General features: G+C 68.7%; 15 protein-coding genes and 4 pseudogenes. 13 read left to right on the top strand and 6 right to left on the bottom strand.

What is annotated here, in order from left to right:
• Window positions 1-82: 82 nt before the first annotated feature.
• Window positions 83-319, top strand: coding sequence for an SUKH-3 domain-containing protein (locus tag ACRAS8_RS06600; protein ID WP_438484842.1), 237 nt, complete (start codon window positions 83-85; stop codon window positions 317-319).
• Between the two features lie 54 nt (window positions 320-373).
• Here the strand turns inward: ACRAS8_RS06600 and ACRAS8_RS06595 are convergent.
• Window positions 374-801, bottom strand: a pseudogene (locus ACRAS8_RS06595) (aldo/keto reductase); the annotation flags it as partial.
• Window positions 802-828: 27 nt separating this feature from the next.
• Between ACRAS8_RS06595 and ACRAS8_RS06590 the strand changes: the two are divergent.
• The 3 genes from ACRAS8_RS06590 to ACRAS8_RS06580 all read left to right on the top strand — a co-directional run bounded on the left by ACRAS8_RS06590 (window position 829) and on the right by ACRAS8_RS06580 (window position 3,910).
• Window positions 829-1,455, top strand: a complete 627-nt coding sequence (locus ACRAS8_RS06590) for a DUF5937 family protein (protein ID WP_438484841.1) — start codon at window positions 829-831, stop codon at window positions 1,453-1,455.
• 373 nt (window positions 1,456-1,828) lie between these two features.
• On the top strand, window positions 1,829-2,836 hold the full coding sequence (locus tag ACRAS8_RS06585; RefSeq protein ID WP_438484840.1) for a serine/threonine-protein kinase: 1,008 nt from the start codon (window positions 1,829-1,831) through the stop codon (window positions 2,834-2,836).
• A gap of 3 nt (window positions 2,837-2,839) precedes the next feature.
• Window positions 2,840-3,910 (top strand): hypothetical protein, encoded by a 1,071-nt coding sequence (locus ACRAS8_RS06580; protein WP_438484839.1) that lies wholly within the window; start codon window positions 2,840-2,842, stop codon window positions 3,908-3,910.
• A 120-nt stretch (window positions 3,911-4,030) separates the two neighbouring features.
• Here ACRAS8_RS06580 and ACRAS8_RS06575 read toward each other — a convergent pair whose 3' ends face one another.
• Window positions 4,031-4,417 (bottom strand): transposase, encoded by a 387-nt coding sequence (locus ACRAS8_RS06575; protein WP_438484838.1) that lies wholly within the window; start codon window positions 4,415-4,417, stop codon window positions 4,031-4,033.
• Here ACRAS8_RS06575 and ACRAS8_RS06570 point away from each other — a divergent pair.
• Both ACRAS8_RS06570 and ACRAS8_RS06565 read left to right on the top strand, forming a co-directional pair.
• Window positions 4,416-4,646, top strand: coding sequence for a hypothetical protein (locus ACRAS8_RS06570; RefSeq protein ID WP_438484837.1), 231 nt, complete (start codon window positions 4,416-4,418; stop codon window positions 4,644-4,646). The two genes, ACRAS8_RS06575 and ACRAS8_RS06570, sit on opposite strands and share 2 nt — an antisense overlap.
• A gap of 68 nt (window positions 4,647-4,714) precedes the next feature.
• A pseudogene (locus ACRAS8_RS06565) lies at window positions 4,715-5,476 on the top strand (PLP-dependent cysteine synthase family protein); the annotation flags it as partial.
• Here ACRAS8_RS06565 and ACRAS8_RS06560 read toward each other — a convergent pair.
• Window positions 5,442-6,344: pseudogene (locus ACRAS8_RS06560) on the bottom strand (class I SAM-dependent methyltransferase). The pseudogenes ACRAS8_RS06565 and ACRAS8_RS06560 overlap by 35 nt on opposite strands.
• A gap of 139 nt (window positions 6,345-6,483) precedes the next feature.
• Here ACRAS8_RS06560 and ACRAS8_RS06555 point away from each other — a divergent pair.
• Window positions 6,484-7,068, top strand: coding sequence for a TetR/AcrR family transcriptional regulator (locus tag ACRAS8_RS06555; RefSeq protein ID WP_438484836.1), 585 nt, complete (start codon window positions 6,484-6,486; stop codon window positions 7,066-7,068).
• Here the strand turns inward: ACRAS8_RS06555 and ACRAS8_RS06550 are convergent.
• Window positions 7,069-7,272 (bottom strand): annotated as a pseudogene (locus ACRAS8_RS06550) (hypothetical protein); the annotation flags it as partial.
• 191 nt (window positions 7,273-7,463) lie between these two features.
• Between ACRAS8_RS06550 and ACRAS8_RS06545 the strand changes: the two are divergent.
• The gene (locus ACRAS8_RS06545) at window positions 7,464-7,952 is read left to right on the top strand and encodes an LmrA/YxaF family transcription factor (protein WP_438484835.1); all 489 of its coding nucleotides are present in this window, start codon (window positions 7,464-7,466) and stop codon (window positions 7,950-7,952) included.
• 414 nt (window positions 7,953-8,366) lie between these two features.
• The gene (locus ACRAS8_RS06540; protein WP_438484834.1) at window positions 8,367-9,386 is read left to right on the top strand and encodes an alpha/beta hydrolase; all 1,020 of its coding nucleotides are present in this window, start codon (window positions 8,367-8,369) and stop codon (window positions 9,384-9,386) included.
• A 138-nt stretch (window positions 9,387-9,524) separates the two neighbouring features.
• On the opposite strand, the gene ACRAS8_RS06535 is transcribed toward ACRAS8_RS06540, so the two are convergent.
• Window positions 9,525-11,099, bottom strand: coding sequence for an AMP-binding protein (locus ACRAS8_RS06535; RefSeq protein WP_438484833.1), 1,575 nt, complete (start codon window positions 11,097-11,099; stop codon window positions 9,525-9,527).
• Window positions 11,100-11,664: 565 nt separating this feature from the next.
• On the opposite strand from ACRAS8_RS06535, the gene ACRAS8_RS06530 reads away from it, so the two are divergent.
• From ACRAS8_RS06530 to ACRAS8_RS06515, 4 genes are all read left to right on the top strand, one after another.
• On the top strand, window positions 11,665-11,931 hold the full coding sequence (locus ACRAS8_RS06530; protein ID WP_438484832.1) for a phosphopantetheine-binding protein: 267 nt from the start codon (window positions 11,665-11,667) through the stop codon (window positions 11,929-11,931).
• Window positions 11,932-12,334: 403 nt separating this feature from the next.
• Window positions 12,335-13,522 (top strand): aminotransferase class I/II-fold pyridoxal phosphate-dependent enzyme, encoded by a 1,188-nt coding sequence (locus ACRAS8_RS06525; protein WP_438484831.1) that lies wholly within the window; start codon window positions 12,335-12,337, stop codon window positions 13,520-13,522.
• A 59-nt stretch (window positions 13,523-13,581) separates the two neighbouring features.
• Window positions 13,582-14,805 (top strand): beta-ketoacyl-[acyl-carrier-protein] synthase family protein, encoded by a 1,224-nt coding sequence (locus tag ACRAS8_RS06520; protein ID WP_438484830.1) that lies wholly within the window; start codon window positions 13,582-13,584, stop codon window positions 14,803-14,805.
• 541 nt (window positions 14,806-15,346) lie between these two features.
• A complete protein-coding gene (locus tag ACRAS8_RS06515) occupies window positions 15,347-17,656 on the top strand; it encodes an MMPL family transporter (protein ID WP_438484829.1) in 2,310 nt (769 codons plus the stop codon).
• Window positions 17,657-17,711: 55 nt separating this feature from the next.
• On the opposite strand, the gene ACRAS8_RS06510 is transcribed toward ACRAS8_RS06515, so the two are convergent.
• Complete coding sequence (locus ACRAS8_RS06510; RefSeq protein WP_438484828.1) at window positions 17,712-18,116, bottom strand: nucleoside-triphosphatase; 405 nt, start codon at window positions 18,114-18,116, stop codon at window positions 17,712-17,714.
• Window positions 18,117-18,163: the final 47 nt, after the last annotated feature.

Genomic DNA, 18,163 nt, shown 5'->3' with positions numbered 1-18,163 from the left:
GTCCTGCAGTGACTCACCAGTAATGGCTGGAGTCCGGACAGGGGTATCGAGGAGAGGGTTCGCGAATTCATTTCCGAGGTCGTTGATCATCAATCCGACCAGCGGGTATGAGGGTGATTTCAGCGAAATCGCCGATCTGTCGCAAGAGCTGTGGAAGCGCCTGTTCCGGGTCGGGTACGACCTTCCTGACGCAGGGATCTTTGTCGTGGCCGAGGATGGAGAGTTCTACGGCATCCATCATACGGGGGCGTATTACCTCGGCTCTGACGAATTAGAATTCTTCAGCAACTGGGTGAGGGGTGACTTGCAAGGTGTCTGAGAGCTGGGAAAGGACGCTGATTCCCGGGACGGCGTCTTCCCTCCTCGTATCAGCTCAGCTCTGGGCCCCGATGCCGAAGGGACTCTTGTTCCAGCTGTTTCCTGCTGTTTCGTGGTGGAGGGAGTCCAGGACGGTGAGTTCGTCTTCGGAAAGGCGCAGAGAGCCGGCGGCCACGTTCTCGGCGAGGTGGTCGGGGTCGCCGGTGCCGGGGATGGCCAGGACGTGAGGGCCACGGTGCAGTGTCCACGCCGGCTGGATCTGAGCTGCGCTCACCCCCCCGCGCGGGCGATGGTATGCACCACGCTGCTGTGGTCGGTGATCGCCCCGGAAGTGCCTCCGGTGCCGGCGATCGAGTAGAACGGCACGAACGCGACGCGCTGTTCACCGCAGATGCGCAGGAAGTCCGTCTGCTCAGGCGATGCGCCGATGCCGTACATGTTCTGGACGCAGACCACCGCTGCGATGGCCTGGGCCTCGGCGAGAAACGTCTCGGCCCCCGGCTGCGGTCTTTGCACCACGACCCGCACGCCCGCCTGGCTCGCCTGGCCCAGGAAATCCGCACATGCTGGGAGCTGGCTCTCGCCCCCTACTGGGCACGCATCCGCGCGGTGCTCGACACCGACATCCTCCACCGGGCCCGCCAGGTCGCCGAGCACGGCGCGGGCCACGTACTCAACGACCTGCACACCGCAGTGACATGGGACGGCAGCGCGCTGCACCTGAGCCGCCGGAACAAGCCCCTGTCCCGCACCACAGCGGGCCCGGGGCTGTTGCTTGTCCCGTCGGCCTTCACAGGGGCACGTGTGACCACCCGAGTCGCACCGCCCGAACCACCACAACTCGCCTATCCAGCACGTGGCACCGGGTCGCTATGGGCCCCCGAACCCACGATCGGCACCGACGCGCTTGCCGCGGTACTCGGCCGCTCACGAACCCGCCTGCTGGCCGAACTGAGCACCCCGGCCTCCACTACCCAACTGGCACACCGCACCGGCCTGTCCCCGGCCGGGGTATCCCCATACCTGACCGCATTGCGAAGCGCGGGTCTGGTCAGCGCCCATCGAGTCGGCCGCTCCGTCCTCTACGCCCGCACCGCCGCCGCCGAAACCCTCCTCAAGGCTGCCTCCTCCACATGAGGTTCGCGTCAACCCCCGAAGGACTTCCGGAGCCGACCACTCAGGTCGCGGACTGGTGGTACCTGTGACGCAACCTCAGCGAGGCCGCCGAGTGGGCCGTCGTACCGCACTGTCACTGCCTGCCTGTGCTTACCAGGTCACTCCAGCGGCCCGAGTCGGCGAGCGAGAGTTGTTGTCCTCAGGGGCCTCTCCTGACCCAAGCGCCGCACCCTCCAGTGGCAAAACATCCAACTTCCACCCCATTTGGATAGGATTCGGGTAGTGGAGCGGCCCGTTGGGCTCCGCCTCCTCCTCTCTTGGCTGGTGGTTTCCGTGCTGCGGTGGCGGCTTCGAGGCGATCCTGAAGCGGATCCGGTGTAAAGGTGGTGGCTGATTGACTGGGCGAGAAGACCAGGCTGGAGGGGAGTGGAGGGGCGCAGAGGGAGCACGGATCGCCGAGTACCTGCTGCAGGACGAAATCGGCCGGGGCGAAATGTCGGTGGTCTACCGAGCGGAGGACCTGCGGCTCGGCCGGACCGTGGCGGTGAAGCTGTTGGCGCCCGAGCTCGCCCGCAACGACACCTTCCGGCAGCGGCTCGTGCACGAGTCACGGGTGGCCGCGGCGCTCGACCATCCGCACATCGTGCCGGTCTTCGAGGTCGGCGAGACCGAGGGCATGCTCTACATCGCGATGCGGTACGTCCAGGGCAGGGATCTGGCGACGCTGCTGGCCCGGGACGGGCCGCTCTCGCTGGAGATCGCGTGCCGGATCGCCCTGCAGGTGGCCTCCGCGCTGGACGCGGCGCACGCGCACGACCTGGTGCACCGGGACGTCAAGCCCGGCAACATCCTGATCGCCGAGGGCACCGACAACGACCGGCCCGAGCACGCCTATCTGACCGACTTCGGGCTGACGACGAAGTCGCTGTCGCTGACCGATCTCACCGGCGTCGGTCAGTTCGTCGGCACGCTGGAATATGCGGCGCCCGAGCAGATCTCTGGCCGGCCGGTGGACGGCCGGTGCGACGTCTACAGCCTGGCCTGTGTGGTCTTCGAGATGCTGACCGGGGCACCGCCCTTCCGGCGGGAGGACGACATGGCGCTGCTGTGGGCCCACCAGTACGACCCGCCGCCGGTCCTCACCGAACTGCGGCCGGATCTGCCGCCGGCCGTCGACCCGGTCTTCGCCCGCGCGCTGGCCAAGACACCGGACGACCGGTACGAGACCTGCCAGGGCTTCGTGGCGGCGCTACGCGCGGCCGGGCGGACCGGGCAGCCGCCGCCCCCCAAGCCGTCGGCGGTGCCGCGAAGCCGTCCGCCGCGCCAGGCAGACACCACGCCTGACGGCTCGGCTGAGAGCACACCGCCCGGACCACCCTTCGACGATGACGACGAGTGGTGACACATGGGTGACATCGCCAAGAGTGTTCTCGGCGGAGCGTGGACAGTCCTGGTGGGATGGCTCTTGCCGACTGCGTTGAACGTGAGCCTCTTCGTCGTCGCTGTCTGGCCGAGCCTGCGGCCCACCGGCTGGTCCTGGAAGCTGTGGTCGACGGGGCTCACGCCCCTGTCTGTCGAAGTGCTGGCCGTCTCGGTACTCCTCGGACTGGCGCTCAGCGCCTTGCAGAACCCCCTCTACCGCGTGCTGGAGGGGTACGCCCTCTGGCCGAGCGCGCTCTGCGCGTACGGGCGCGCTCGCCGACGGCAGGCCAAGCAGGACCTGCAGGACCGCATCACTCTGCTTCGGCTGGAGCGCCAGGAGCAGGAGGACCGGCTGACGCCGGATGACACCGCCCGCTTGACCGCCTTGCACGCCAACCCACGGATTGCCCGAGCCGCCCGTAAAGACCGGCGGCGTACGGCCGTGCAGCGCGCGCTGCTCCGCGAACGACTCGCTCGCTACCCGGTCGACGACGCCCAGTTGGCACCGACGATGCTGGGCAATGCGATTCGGCGGTTCGAGGAGTTCGGCTACGACAGATTCCGCCTCGACACCCAGGTGATGTGGAACGAACTGACCGGTAGTGCGCCGGAGCAGGTTCGCCGACAGGTCGATCTCGCGCGCGCGAACGTCGACTTCTTCGTGGCTCTGCTCTACGGCCACTGCGCCGTCATCCTCTGCGCGGCGGCAGCCCTGACCACAGCCCGCCCCGATGTCCCGCTGCTGCTCACGGCCGTTGCCGTGCCAGGTTTCCTGATTCCGGTGTGGTATCGCGCAGCCGTGTCGGCAACCGACGAATGGTCCGCGGCTGTACGGGCACTCGTCAACACAGGACGTAAACCGCTCGCCGAATCCCTCGGCCTCGTCCTGCCGGGAAAGCTGGCCGGTGAACGAGAGATGTGGGCACTGGTCTCCAAAATGTCGCGGTTGCCGCATCACGAACGTGCCGCAAGGCTGGACGCCTTCCGGGCGGAACCGCCCGAGAACGCACCGCCGTTGCCTGGGGACAACGGCGCCGGTCAGAGCGCGAAGTAGCCCGCACGACCACAACACCTGACTGTGCCGGCGCCGTCGGACCTGCCTGCCGGCGGCCTCTGCCCGGCGAAGGCAAAAGGGCGTTGTCCAGCTCCACGGACATGATGCTGTTGGTGATCTTCAGGAGTCGCGGGTTCGAGTCCCATCAGTCAATTGCTGGCAGAGACGCTGGAAATGGGTGGTCGGAGTGGTGCGATGCCCCTCTTGGGGGTGCTGGGCGAGGCGGATGATGTCGGTTCCGGCGGCCGTGAGGACGTGTTGCACGTGTGTCTTGGCGATTCCGCGGTAGCGGCAGTGGCGCAGGCTGTGGGCGCGGACAGTCTCGGACACTGTTGCCTCGCAGCCGGAACGCAGGGCGTAACGCTGCTGCCATGCCTTGGTCTTCTGCTCTGCCCGTGCCTGGGTCTGGATCTCCTGGATGGGCTGGGGGAGCAAGGTGATATGGCGGCCCTTGCCATCGACGTTTCCCGTGCAGCGAAGGCGCCCTTCACACGCCCGACAGGACATGTGGGAGAACAGGACGGAGAAGCGGGCGTGTCCGTCGGTGTGGGTGGGCTTCCAGGGTGGGCTGGAGGCCGGCTGCTCACGGCTGGAGTGGCACGCGGATGCGGACAATCCCCGAGCGCACGAGTTCCACACCCAGTTCGTCACCCCTGATCCGCCCGGGAAGCGGTTGCGCTACCGCCTGGAGGGCGAGGACCTGCTGACCGCGCACGCAAGGTGGCCGCAGCCGTGACCAGCGCCCAGCTGGCCGGCCCTACCGACGGAAGTGAACGTCCGGACTACCACCGTTGCGTCGCCGACATGATCGGCGGCACCCCTCTGGTGCGTCTGAACGCGGTCACCCGCGGGCTCAAGCCGTTGGTGCCGGCGAAGGCGGAGTTCGTCAACCCCTGCGGATCGGTCAAGGACCGCATCGCACGGCTCATGATCGACCAGGCCGAGGCCGAGGCCGAGGGACTGCTGCGCCCCGGGGCACCATCATCGAGCCCACCTCCGGCGACACCGGCGCCGCCCTGGCCATGATCGCCCGAACGCGCGGCTACCGCTGCGTCCTTGTGTGCCAGGCAAGGTCTCGCCCGACAAGATCGCCGTGATGCGCGCCTACGGCGCCGAGGTCGTCGTCTGCCCCAGCGGGCTCGGTCCCGAAGACGCGGAGTTCTACACCAACGTCGCCGACCGTCCGGCTGCGTGCACCCCGGGTGCCTGGCGTCCGGACCAGTACGGCAACCCGATCCGGAAGGCTCCGTCTTCTCCGGCGGTGCAGGAGACCCCTACCTCCTGGAGGCCGTCGGGGAATGTTTCTGGCCCAAGAACCACGACACCGACATCTGCGACGACATCATCACCATCACCGACCACACGGCCTTCCACACCGCCCGCCGAGTGGCCCGCGAGGAGGGACTCCTCGTCGGAGGCTCCTCCGGCATGGCCGTCGCCGCAACCCTGCAGGCGTACGCCGAACTCACCGAAGACGACACGGTGGCCGTCCTCTTGCCGGACTCCGGCAAGAACTACCTCTCCAAGATCTTCAACGACACCCGGATGACCCACCACGACTTTCTCCCCAGGGCCGGTCCGACGGGTCGGCCGGGTGATCCGCCGTGACCAGCCACGACGTGCTGCGCAGCCGGACCGTGCCGTCTGCCGTCTCGTGGTCGCGCAGATGGTCCGTCAGGGTGCGGTGGGCGCGGGCTCGTGCAGTGGCGTCGGCCTGCTTCATCAGGTGGCGACCGGGGCCCGTTCCCAGCAGGAACTCCGCCGCGTCCTCGGCTCCGTGGCCCCATGTCCCGTACGCCTGCGCCTGGTTGACGGTGATTCCGGTGAAGCCGGCCGCGGTGAGGACGTCGCGGATGCGGTCCGGGGCGGCCAGGGAGAACATGCCGGGCAGCCCTGGCTGCCCGAAGTCGCCGACGGGCAGGAAGTCACGCAGTGCTGCCACCGCCATCACCCAGCCGTTGAGCATGGCATCGGCCGGACAGACGAACGCCAGGCGCCCGCCAGGCCGCAGCGCCCGGCGGACGTTGCCGAATGCCGCTACGGGGTCGGCGAAGAACATCACGCCATAGCGGCTGATCGCCGCGTCGAACGCACCCGCCTCGAAGGGATGCGCCTGTGCGTCGCCTTATGTGAAGGAGACGTTGGCGATGCCTTCCCGCTCTGCTCGGGCCCGCGCCTCGGCCAGCATCGGGCCGGACAGGTCGAGGCCCAGCGCACGCCCTTGGGGTGCCCGGAGCGCGGCCAGGCGCGTGGTCTGCCCGGAGCCGCAGCCGAGGTCGAGGATCCGGTGGTCCCCGGTGATGCCGGCGGCGTCGAGAAGCCGTTCGTTGAAGCCTTCGTTCACGGCGTTCCAGCGGTCCTGGTTGCGGGCCCAGTGGGTTCCTTCGGAGCCGTTCCACGCCTGTGCCTGCTCGGTGTTGACGATGTCCGGCACGGGTGCCTCCTGTGGTGGACGACAGAGCATGGGCATGCGCCCAAATTGTATGGGCATGTGCCCAGACTGGCAATCCCCGCTACCATCCAAGAAGTTGTGCCCCACGAGGGCGACGGAGGCAGAACGGAAGAGAGAGGCCATGTCACCGCGTGGAGTGGCGACGCCGGACGTACGCGAGCGGCTGTTCGCGGCCGCCGAGCGCGTCGTGGAAAGGGACGGACCCGGTGCACTCACCAGCCGGTCCGTCACGACCGAGGCGGGCTGCGCCAAGGGTCTGTTGCATGCGCACTTCGCGGGGTTCGACGAGTTCGTGGCCGAGCTCTGCCTGGACCGGTTCGCGCGGACGGCGGCAAAGGCACAGGCCCTGTCCGGGCTCGCCGGACAGGGCACGGTGGCGCGGAACCTCGAAGATGTCGCCCTGGCGCTGTTCGACTCCGGCGGACCCGCCATCTCGGGCCTGGCCATGGCCCGCCCCGCCGCCACGCTGCGCATCCGCGAGGCCCTGGAAGGCGGGGCGCCCGGCTTCACCACGATCCAGGAGGCCATCACCGGCTATCTGCAGGACGAGCGGGGGCTCGGCCGGGTGGCGGAGACAGTCGACCCGCGCACGGTGGCCCTCGCCATCGTCGGCACCGCCCACCACCTCCTGATGACCAGCTGGCCGGGCACACCTGACCCACGGCCCCCTATGACGCGCCTGGTGGCCGCGTTGGTGGGAGGCTGATCAGGAACAGCGCCACACACGCACGACGGCAACGGTCACGGTGCCTGAAAGACGTACGCCCGGTTGTCGAAGGGCGTCGCCACGGCCCGGTAGAGCTTCAACCGGTTGATCAGTTGCTCGGCTTCGTTCCTGTTTCCTGCGGGCACAGCGTGCCAGGCCAAAGCCGGTGGGCCGGCCACCGTCACCCGCGTGAACACCCCTCCGCGGCAATACGCCCAGGGCCTGTCCCAGGCACCACCACCGGAATTCCGGTGCCCTACCTCGCGAGGGCTGTTCCCAACCCCGATGATTGCCACACCTTTGTGGGTCCACGCCACCATCGGGTTATGACGGTCGTCATAAGCGGTGGTCGCGCTCGACTGTGACAGGCGTTATATCCAGAGGGGAGCAGGCACGTGCCCAAGGCGAACCCGCAGGCGCGGGAGCGGATCGTGGTCGGCGCCGCCGACATGATCAGCCGGCGGGGCCTGAGCGCCACGAGCATCCGGGAGATGGCCAAGCTGCCAAGGCTGCGCAAGGAGCTGGAGAAGGGGCCGGCTGCCGGGCTGCAGGCGTTCCTGGCGCTGTGGCGCAAGATCGTCGTGGACACCGGCTTCCGTGCCGGGTGCCCAGTGCCGGCCGTGGCCATCGAGGAACCGCCGACCGACGAGATCCCGCCCGCCCTGGCCGCCGCGGCCGAGGTCTTCGACCAGTGGGAGTCCCTGCTCGCCGACTCCCTGCGCGCCCACGGTGCCCAGACCGACCAGGCAGCGCAGATCGCCGCCCTCGTCGTCTCCTCCATCGAGGGCACCGTGGCCATATGCCGTGCCAAGCGCAGTGCCGAGCCCCTCGACCGGGTAGCCGCCCAGCTCCAGGGGCTGATCGACCGCGCCATCGGGGCCTGAGGCGCACATCGCCCCCTCGCCGGGTTGCCCCGGCGCCGGCCGGGTCGGCGTCCCGCACCTGGATCGCGGGACGCCGACCGGAGACCGCTCACACGCCGAGAGCGGCGTGTGGCGGCTCCAGCGCCACGTCCCACGGCTGGACCCGGCAGACGCCGGCGAGCCGGTGGCCAGGCGTCCGAGCGGCGACGCCAGGCACGGCCGCTCCAGCGGCTTCCTCTGAGTGTTTCGTCACAGAGGGCCGGAATACGGGGACGATGTGGAACCTCCGGCACTGTCTTGCCTGTCCCGCAGGGTGGAACCGACCTTCTTGCCCTTCGGGGCAGTACCCACCGGAGCAGCAGGATGACGACCCCACCGGCCAGGATCTACCAGTCCAGTGGTCGACGCCGGGCCACCGTCGCCCGGAGATGGATCATGGGAGTAGTGCCCGTGGCCGTCCTCGGGCTGATCGCCTGGCCGGTGATGAGCTACTTCGGGATTCCGCCGTTCACCGGCGAGGGTGACCCTGTCAGCTACGACCGGGCCGGTGCCTCGAAGGCCGCCGACTCCGAAACCCTGCTGCCCACGGGCCCCAGGGCCGACTTCACCAGCGTCAAGACGCTGAGTGACGGCACCAAGGTCAGCGTCGCCACGCTGGAGGGAAAAAAGTCAGGATTCACGGGCAAAGTCTGGGTCTGGGCCCCCAAGGAGTACACCCAGGACCCGAAACTCGCGGCGCGCGGCTTCCCCGTCATGATCGCCCTGCCCGGCGGCCCCGGTAACGACAGCAACTACTGGTCGGTCGGAGAGTTCGGCAAGGACAAGCTCTCGTTGGAGAAGAGCGTCTCGAAGTGGTACCAGGAGGGCAAGAGCAAGCCCTTCCTGCTGGCCATGCCGATCCTCAACCCCGGCCCGGACGACAAAGGCATCTACTGGGACGCCAGCGACATCCCCGGCCAGCCGAAGATGGGCACCTGGCTGACCGAGGACGTCCCCGACCTGATGAAAGCCAACTTCCGGACGATCAAGTCCCGTGACGGCTGGAGTTACATGGGCTCCTCCACCGGCGGGTTCGCCAGCCTGAAGGCCGTGCTGAAGCACCCCGACAAGTTCAAGACCGCCATCGCCAACGGCCCGGACATCGTGCCCGACTCCCCGCTGTGGCGAGGTCATGAGAAGGAGAAGCGGGAGAACAACCCCGAGGAGCTGGCCAAGCAGCTGGCGGCCACCAAGGGGCCGGACGTCTACATCGCCTTCCAGGTCGGCACGAAGGAGCACGCGGCGACCATCAGCGCCATCAAGAAGTTCATGGCCACGTACGGCAAGGGGCCGGTCCACACCAAGCTGTGGGAGATACCGGGCGGCACCCACAACGGTGCCACGTACCTGTCCAACATGGAGGCCCCCACGCAGTGGATCAGCGAGCACATCAAGTGGCAGACGCCCCGGCCGTGACCATGGCGGGCCCCACCAGGGCTTGAACCGACAGCTACGGCAACTGCAATGCGCCCCGCATCACCGGCGTGTACACATGGGCCGACTTCACCGTCGGGCGCCCGCCCGCTCCTCACGACCGCGCCACCGTGGCTCCCGTCAGGCGCCGAGCATGGCTCGCAGGCGTTGCTTGTCGGGTTTGCCGACGGGGGTGAGCGGGATGTCCGTGACGATGTGCACGGCGGCCGGGGCGCTCAGCGCGCCCTTGCGCTCGGTGACGAAGTCCCTGAGCGCGCCGTGCTCGGGGCGGTGCCCGGCCGCCGGGACGACCGCGATGTGCACTTCCTCGGTGGCGTCCGCGCCCCGTGCGCCGAAGACCGCGCAGTGGGCGATCGCCGGGTGGGTGAGCAGCAGGTCCTCCAGCTCGTGGGTGTAGACGTGGCCGCCCACGACGATGATCATGTCCTTGAGGCGGTCGACGATGTAGAGGTAGCCGTCCTCGTCGAGATAGCCCACGTCACCGGTGTGCACCCAGTCGTCGCGCAGGACCTCCGCCGTGAGGTCGGGGCGTCGCCAGTATCCGCTCATGGTCTGTCCGGAACGTACCCGTACCTCTCCCACCTGCCCGGTCGGCATGGGGCTGCCGTCCTGGGTGTCGTGGATGGCGATGTCGACGCCGGGGATCGCCCGTCCGACCGAGGGCTGTCCGTCCTCGGGCAGGTCCTGGTGTTCCTCTGGTCCGAAGACGGTGACGGCGCCCGCTTCGGACTGTCCGTATCCGCCGTACAGGACCGCGCCGAACACCTCGTGGGCCCGGCGCAGACGGGACGCGGAGGCGGCGCAGCCGCCGTAGCTGATGCGGCTCACGCTGCTCAGGTCGGTGGCGGCCAGGGCGGGGTGGTCCAGCAGCCGGTAGATCAGCGGTGGCAGCAGCCACAGGTGCGTGATCCGCTCGCGCTCCACGGCCGCAAGGACGTCGCCCGGGTCGAACTCCCGGTGCAGCACGATCGATCCGCCCGCCAGCAGGGTGGCGTCGGCGATGTTGCCCGCGACGTGGGCGAGGGGAGTGCAGGCCAGGAAGCGGGGCGGCGCGCCGGATCCGTAGGAACCGAAGGCGAGCATGTCCTGGTACGGGCCGTGTGCCATCCGTACGCCCTTGGGGACGCCCGTGGTCCCTCCGGTGCGGCGGATGCACCAGTCGTCCTCGGGGCGGGCGGCCCCGGGCACGGGGTCGGCCGGGTGCCGCGCGGCGCACGCGAGCAGGTCCTCGCCCAGCGGGCTCGGCCCGAAGGCGTACACCCGGGGCGGGCGGGCCAGGCGCAGCAGTCGCTCGGCGGCCTCCGGGGAGTCCGGCTCGACGATCAGCAGGTCGGTGTCGACGCTGCGGGCGATCTTGGCCAGGGTTTCGGGGGCCATGCCCTGGTAGAGGGAGACCACCCGGGCGCCCAGCAGGTTGGCGGCGTAGCGGGCGGCCAGCGCCTCGGGGCGGTTGCCGGAGAAGAGCGAGACGGTGCTGCCGCGCCCGATGCCCTGCGCGGCCAGCTCCCGGGCGAAGCGGTACACGCTGTCGCGGAGTTCTGCCGCGGTGACCTGTCGGCCGTCGGCGGCGGTGATCACCGGCTGGGACGGATGGCCGGACAGAACGTCGGCTATGGCCTCGACGTAGCAGCGGAAGGCGGTGCCGGGAGTGCCCGGAGCGGAAAGCACCGGAGATGCAGGGAAATTGTGGTGCATAGAGTATCTCTCCCTACTTTGTAGGCGATTGCTACTGAACGGGAACGCTACCTTCCGGTAATCGCAGGCAAGCGAAGCGCGGGTGAACAACAGGTGAGGACCGCGTCCGACGCGCAACCACAGCTCACCGGGCTCGCGCCACTGCCAGCGGGCCCGCGCCGAGGACCGCATCCGCGCCGCCCGGCTGCGGCTGTTCTCCGCCGCCGGCTCGACGTCGTCCCGAACCCGGCTGACCAGCAGCGTCCGGTAGGAGGTGTGGTGGTTCTGGGTGAAAGTCGCCCCGTGCGGAGCATGATTTTTGCGCCCAAGCAACTCGACAAGGCCATTTGAGGGACTATCCCGTTTGGCTGATCGGGCGGGCGGTCGCCGCCTTCCGGGTGCAGAATCAATAAGGCGGCTGGCCGGAGATGATCGCGGGACAGGCGTTGTCGGCGTGCGTGAGCGTATTACTCGGCGTATTACTGCCCGGGTATGGAGCCATGGTAAGTCCGTGCTCTGTGTTGCATAAGTCCGTGGTCTGTGTTTGTTGCACGAGAAGGCATCGGTACGAGAAGGGTGTTCCTTAATGTACGAGACGCTCTCCCGCCTGTTGGTCCAGGAGTTCGGGATCTCGTCGGACCTGGTCCATCCCCAATCAACGGCCCGAGCGCTCGAAATGGACTCGCTGTCGTTGGCGGAGCTAACAGTGATGATCACGGAAAGGACGGGACTGCGGTTCGAAGAGGATGGTGTGACGCTCGACAGTACGCTCGAAGAGATTGCCACGCACTTCGTCCCGTCCGACGAAAAGACCTCTCCGCACGGGGATTCCATGCCTTCCGTCCCGGAGTAGGCGCGGCTGGGTGCCGCTGCGGCATCCTGAACACCCGGTCATCGCATCCTGAACACCCGGTCATTCGGGAGCGCGTGAGGAAGCGCCGCGGCCGGCTGATCGAGCAGACGCTCTCAGCCCTCCGGGCGCCGAGTCGAACGTGAGCGGCTGGCTCGACGGTCGCGGGACAGGTATTGTCGGAGTGTGAGTGCGCCGCTTACCGCTCGGCATTCAGTGAGAAAAGGAACGGCGACGTGTCATCCGAGCCGTGTTCTGCGCGGCGCAGTGGCTGTAGTGACAGACTCCATGGAAATTTCGGAGTTCACAGTCTGTGTCCCAGTAGGAAGTTTCTTCACCGCATTCGTGGACTGCGGGCGACCCCCCGGTCCGTGAAGAGGTGTCGAACCCTATCGACAGGATGACCATGACTGGCTGGATCGCTGATGCTCCCTTGCTCGACGAGTTCACCTCGCGTCGCGACATCTATCCCTACTACCACGTCATCGAGGACCGGCCGACGCCGGGCGAGGTCGTCGTCGACGGCATACGCGCGGTCAACGCGGCCTCGACGGATTACCTCGGGCTCACCGCCGACTCCGGCGTGCGCGCGGCGGCCTCACATGCCGCCGCCAAGTACGGCACCTGCTGGACCGGATCTCCGATGCTCGGCACTGTCGGACTCCATCATGAGCTGGAAGAGGAGCTGGCCGACTTTCTCCGCCGCCCCGCGGTCATGCTGACCGTAACGGGATTCCAGGCCAACCTGACTCTCTCCTCCCTTTTCGACACCGGTCACATGGTGATCGCGGACCAGCACATCCACGCCTCCCTGCTGGAATCCGTCCGCCTCGGACGAGCCGAGTGCCGCCGGTTCGGTCACAATGACGTCGCCCATGCCGAAAGGCTGATGCGGATCTCTGCCGACAAGGGAAAGGTCCCCGTCATTGTCACCGAGGGCGCGTTCTCCCTCGGCGGAGACCTCTGCCCGGTTCCGGAACTCGCCGCACTCGTCAAGCGTTACGGCGGCGGCCTGATCATCGACGGTGCGCACGACATCGGTGTGCTCGGAACCAACGGGCGAGGCGTCGGCGAGCACTTCGACGTGGAGGAGGGGATCGACCTCGTCACCGGTACCCTCTGCAAGGCGTTCGGCTCCGTCGGCGGGTTCGTCGCGGGCTCCGTGAAGGCCATCCGCAGCCTGCGCCACCTCGGAAATGCGGCGATGTATTCGGCATCGATGGCACCTGCGTCCGCGGCCGCCGCGTTGGCGGCAGTACGGACGGCTCGCGCCCGGCCCGAGCTCCGCGCCGCATTGTGGGAGTCGGCCCGACGTCTGCACCGCGGCCTGGCGCAGCAAGGACACCGTGTGCCGTCCTGGCCGGGCCCTGCGGTCGCGCTGCCGGCGGGGAAGCCCGAACAGGGGCTGAAGACCTTGGAAGACGGCCTGAAGACATGGCGGGCATTGCTCGAAGCGGGTGTCTATACAGGGGCATTTCTGCCTCCCAGCGTGGCGGGGGACCGGCTCGTCCTCCGCCTTTCGGTCACGGCCGGGCACACCCCGCAGCAGGTTGACCGGATCCTTGAGGTTGTCGGACAGCTCCTGCCGCCCTGATCGAGCATTGGAGACCCGCCGCTCCGCCACGTCGCCACGCCCTACCGAAGGGAGCGGACATGCGATGCAAGGCTGCTGTCACCGGCATAGGGATGATCACCCCCGGCGGACTCACCACGGAAGCCACCTGGGCCACGGTGTGCCAGGGACAAAGCATGGCTCGCACCGATCCCGACCTGGCCGGGCTCCCCGTGGACATCACCTGCCGGGTCGACGGGTTCGACGCCGACGCCGTTCACGGCAGGCGGCTGGCCCGACGCCTGGACCGCTTCACCCACCTCGCTCTCGCCGCGGCCCAGCAGGCAGTCAGGGACGCCAAACTCGAACCGGGTGCCTGGAACGCTCCCCGCGTGGCCGTCGTCCTCGGCGTCGGTGGCAACAGCATGAACACCTACTTCCGCGAGTTCGAACTCCTGGGCCAAGGCCACCCGGAACTGGTTTCCCCCCTCGCGCTGCCGCGCAGCGTTCCGAACATGGCTGCCGCCGAGGTCGCCATCGCCCTGGGGGCCCGCGGCCCGAACTTCACTGTTGCCAGCGCGTGTGCCTCCGGTGCCACCGCACTGGCGGTCGCCGCCAGCATGGTCACCTCGGGCGCCTGCGACATCGCTCTCGCGGGCGGCGCCGAGTCCGGACTCTCGCGGATGACCGTCACGGGTTTCCACCAGATGCACGCCCTCTCACAGCGCACCGACGCTCCTCGACTCGCTTCACGCCCGTTCGACGTCGACCGCGACGGCTTCGTCCTCGCGGAGGGCGCTGCGGTCCTCGTCCTTGAGCGCCCGCAACACGCCCTGCGTCGCGGTGCCGACCAGCGTGCACTCCTCTGCGGACATGCCTGCACCTGCGATGGCTACCATCCGGTGATCCCGCATCCTGAGGGCATCGGCGTCGAACAGGCTCTGCGTACGGCGTTGAAGGAGTCGGGCCTCGATTCCCGCGACATCGGGCATGTCAATGCCCACGGCACCTCCACCCCGGTCGGCGACACGGCCGAGGCACGTGCCCTGCATCGCATCTTCGGCCCGGCGCCGCCCCCCGTCACCGCACCGAAGAGCATTCTGGGCCACTCTCTCGGAGCGGCCGGTGCCATCGAGGCGGCCCTGACCGTCCTCACCCAGCAACACCAGCTCATGCCCCCCACCGCCAACCTCCACCGCCAAGACCCCGACTGGGAACTGGACATCGTCACCCAGGCTCCCCGAGCCGCGGCCATCAACGCCTCCGTGAGCAACTCCTTCGGCTTCGGCGGGCACAACACCGTCCTGGTGTTTGCGGGGGAATGAGCGCATCGGACGGCGTTGTCACGTTGCTGGGCGTGAAGTCTGCTGCGGAGATGAGCGTCCCACCTGGACGTGCCTGCTCGGGTCTCACGATCCCTTCTCAGGCATGTCTCAGACATCTCTCAGACAGCCACCCGACTGGGCCAGTCTCGGTGACAAGCAGGGGGGCACGGGACGCACCCCGCCTGGGAAGCGAAGAACGACAGGGCGACAGGGTTCCTCCCGCCCCTGCCTGGCGCGCGACAGGCACCGCTCGATGGCGATGCTCCCGTCTGTGTGGTGAAGTGGGGACGTGACGGACCGCCGCATTCGGCGGCGGGTGCAGGGCCGAGGCCGTCCACTCCGTCCCACGCGGGCCGCGGCGCCGAGCGCCCCCTGCTGGCCGAGCTGCCGCGCCGGTCTCTGCCTCCGTCCGAGCGATACGGCCTGGCCGTAGCCTTCACAGTTCTGTGCCTGGGTGTCGTCCGACCGCGTGAAGGGAGCCGAACTTCCAGTGGACTCACAGGACTTGGACCCACAGGACTTGGACTCACAGGACTTCACCGTGTCCAACGCCACCAGCACCACCACCGCCGGAAGCCCGCCCCCCGGACCCGGGCTCGGGAAGCGGGCCGACCGTTCCCGGCTCGCCGCTCTCGGACGCCTCCTGGTCCGGCGCCGCGTACTCGTACTGGTTGCCGTGCTGCTGGCCGTGGCAGCCGCCGTCCCGATCGGCGGAGGTGTCTCCGACCGGCTGTCCGGCGGTGGCTTCATCGACCCCGCGGCGGAGTCGTCGAGGGCCGAGAAGTTCCTCGCCGACCGCTTCGGATCGGGTGCGCCCAATCTGGTGTTACTGGCCCGCACCTCAGGTTCGGTCGATGACCCGCGGGCCGCGACCGCCGGTCGAGACCTCAGTCGCCGGCTCGCCCAAGAGCCGGGCGTGCTGTCGGTCGCGTCGTATTGGACGACCCCGCACGCGTTGGCGTCGCCGCTGAGGGCCCGTGACGGGCGCTCGGCGCTGGTGCTCCTGCGGCTGGCAGGCGACGAGGACCGGGTACGGGACAACGCGAAGGAACTGGTCCCCCGTTTCACCGGCCGTCAGGGGGTGCTGAGGCTCTCTGCGACCGGGACCGCGCAGGTGTATGTGGAAGTCCAGAAGCAGAGCGACCAGGATCTCTTCCGGGCCGAGGCGTACGCGGCCCCGGTCATGCTGGTGATCCTGCTCTTTGTGTTCGGCAGTGCGGTGGCGGCCGTTCTGCCCCTGCTCATCGGCGTGTGTTCCATCCTGGGCACGTTCGTCGTACTGAGGGTCCTGTCCGAGCTGACCTCGGTGTCCGTGTACGCCATCAACATCACCACCGCGCTGGGCCTGGGTCTGGCCATCGACTACAGCCTGTTCATCGTCACCCGTTACCGGGAGGAGCGGGCGCGTGGCCTGGACACCGCTGAGGCGGTGGCGCAGAGCGTCCGCACGGCCGGGCGCACCGTGCTGTTCTCCGCGCTGACGGTGGCGCTCTCGCTGTCGGCTCTGCTGCTCTTCCCGCTGTACTTCCTGCGCTCCTTCGCCTACGCGGGCGTGGCAGTGGTGGCGCTCTCGGCCCTCGCGGCCCTGGTGGTACTGCCCGCGGTGCTCGGCCTGCTCGGCCCACGGATCGACGCGTGGGACGTGCGGCGGCTGTTCCGCCGCGGACCGCAACCAGGCGCCGCCGACGACACGTTGGCCGGGCCGGCCGCCGGGACCGCGACCGCGACCGGCGGATTCTGGCACCGGCTCGCCACTGCCGTCATGCGGCGACCGGTGCTGTGTGCGGCTGGAGTGATCACCTTGCTGGTGCTGCTCGGCCTGCCGTTCACCCGGATCTCCTTCGGCGTCATTGACGTCCGGGTCCTGCCCGCCGGCGCGCCCGCGCACCGTACGGCACAGTTCGTGGAGGAGGAGTTCTCCAGTCGCGAGACTTCCGCCCTGTCCGTGGTACTGCCCACCGTCAGTGGCTCCGCCGACCGCGAGCGGATCGCCGCCTACGCCGCCCGCCTGTCGACTCTGCCGGACGTGGCACGGGTGGACACCGTCACCGGCTCCTACGCTGCAGGACGGCAGGTGGTGGCCGCGTCCGCGCCCTCCTTCGCCGCGGGCGATGCCGGCTGGCTGTCCGTGGTGCCCTCGGTCGAGCCGGACTCCTCCGCCGGCGTCGAACTGGCGGAGCGGTTGCGGGCGGACAGCGCACCGGGCCCGGTGCTCGTCGGAGGCGAGGGTGCGGAACTCGCGGACACACGTGACGCGCTCGCCGCCCGGCTGCCCGCGGCAGCGCTGATCATCGGTGCCACGACGGTGGTGCTGCTGTTCCTGTTCACCGGCAGTGTGCTGGTCCCGTTCAAGGCCGTACTGCTCAACCTGCTCAGCCTGACCGCGACCTTCGGCGCGATGGTGTACGTCTTCCAGGAAGGCCATCTACGGTCTCTGGTCGGTGACTTCACGGTCACCGGCTCGGTGGATATCTCCATTCCGGTACTGATGTTCTGCGTCGCGTTCGGACTTTCCATGGACTACGAGGTGTTCCTGCTCTCACGGATCAAGGAGGTGTACACCGAGACCGGTGACAACACCCAGGCCGTCGCCGCCGGGTTGGAGCGCACGGGACGCCTGGTCAGCGCCGCGGCCGTCCTCGTCGCCGTCGTCATGCTCGCGCTGGCCACGTCGGGGATCACCTTCCTGAAGCTGCTGGGCGTGGGCCTGGCCCTGGCCGTGCTGCTGGATGCCACGCTGGTGCGCGGCGTGCTCGTACCGGCCCTGATGAGACTTGCCGGGCGGGCGAACTGGTGGGCGCCACCTCCTCTGCGCCGCCTCCACCGCAAGCTGGGGCTGTTGAGTCCGTAGCCGGCCACCCTCGCCCGCCACGACACCGCCATGTCACGGTGTTGGTCGACGGTTGTCACGGGCTTTCCCACCGGGCTGCCAGAGTCTCGGGAAGGGCATCCCGGTTCGCTCGGGTCACCTGGACGAGTTCGACGCCGGCACGCCGCTTCAGAGCGTCGGTGAACGGGGCACTCTTCGCGTGGACCGTGGCGACGATGTCGATCTCGGTCTCGAACAGGCGCCGGACGGTGTCCTGGAACGCGGTGCACGCCAGCTCCATACGCCCGAGCTCGTCGATCAGCACGAGCGTCCCGGGAACCGGTTCCGTCGCCGCTGCCCTGAGCGGCGGCAGTGCGAGCCGTTCCATGACGCCCAGGTCGACGCCGTACCGGCCCACCCGGGGTGTACCTGTGAAGTCGACATGGGCGAGCACGGCTCGCCGGCCGCCCGTCAGCGTCTCCGGCGCGAATCCGGTCCGCATGCCGCCTTATGTCGCGCCGGGCTTGGTCCAGCAACGGGGCGGGGGAC

This window comes from Streptomyces sp. S186 (assembly GCF_051603415.1).
Lineage (GTDB): Bacteria > Actinomycetota > Actinomycetes > Streptomycetales > Streptomycetaceae > Streptomyces.
This window is presented reverse-complemented; position numbering and strand designations above follow the sequence as displayed.

Excerpts from the sequence above, each read along its gene's own strand:
- ACRAS8_RS06580 (WP_438484839.1), top strand. The coding sequence starts at position 2,840 with ATGGGTGACATCGCCAAGAGTGTTCTCGGCGGAGCGTGGACAGTCCTG.
- ACRAS8_RS06570 (WP_438484837.1), top strand. The coding sequence starts at position 4,416 with ATGTGGGAGAACAGGACGGAGAAGCGGGCGTGTCCGTCGGTGTGGGTG.
- ACRAS8_RS06575 (WP_438484838.1), bottom strand. The coding sequence starts at position 4,417 with ATGTCCTGTCGGGCGTGTGAAGGGCGCCTTCGCTGCACGGGAAACGTC.
- ACRAS8_RS06555 (WP_438484836.1), top strand. The coding sequence starts at position 6,484 with ATGTCACCGCGTGGAGTGGCGACGCCGGACGTACGCGAGCGGCTGTTC.
- ACRAS8_RS06540 (WP_438484834.1), top strand. The coding sequence starts at position 8,367 with ATGGGAGTAGTGCCCGTGGCCGTCCTCGGGCTGATCGCCTGGCCGGTG.
- ACRAS8_RS06535 (WP_438484833.1), bottom strand. The coding sequence starts at position 11,099 with ATGCACCACAATTTCCCTGCATCTCCGGTGCTTTCCGCTCCGGGCACT.
- ACRAS8_RS06530 (WP_438484832.1), top strand. The coding sequence starts at position 11,665 with ATGTACGAGACGCTCTCCCGCCTGTTGGTCCAGGAGTTCGGGATCTCG.
- ACRAS8_RS06525 (WP_438484831.1), top strand. The coding sequence starts at position 12,335 with ATGACTGGCTGGATCGCTGATGCTCCCTTGCTCGACGAGTTCACCTCG.
- ACRAS8_RS06520 (WP_438484830.1), top strand. The coding sequence starts at position 13,582 with ATGCGATGCAAGGCTGCTGTCACCGGCATAGGGATGATCACCCCCGGC.
- ACRAS8_RS06510 (WP_438484828.1), bottom strand. The coding sequence starts at position 18,116 with ATGCGGACCGGATTCGCGCCGGAGACGCTGACGGGCGGCCGGCGAGCC.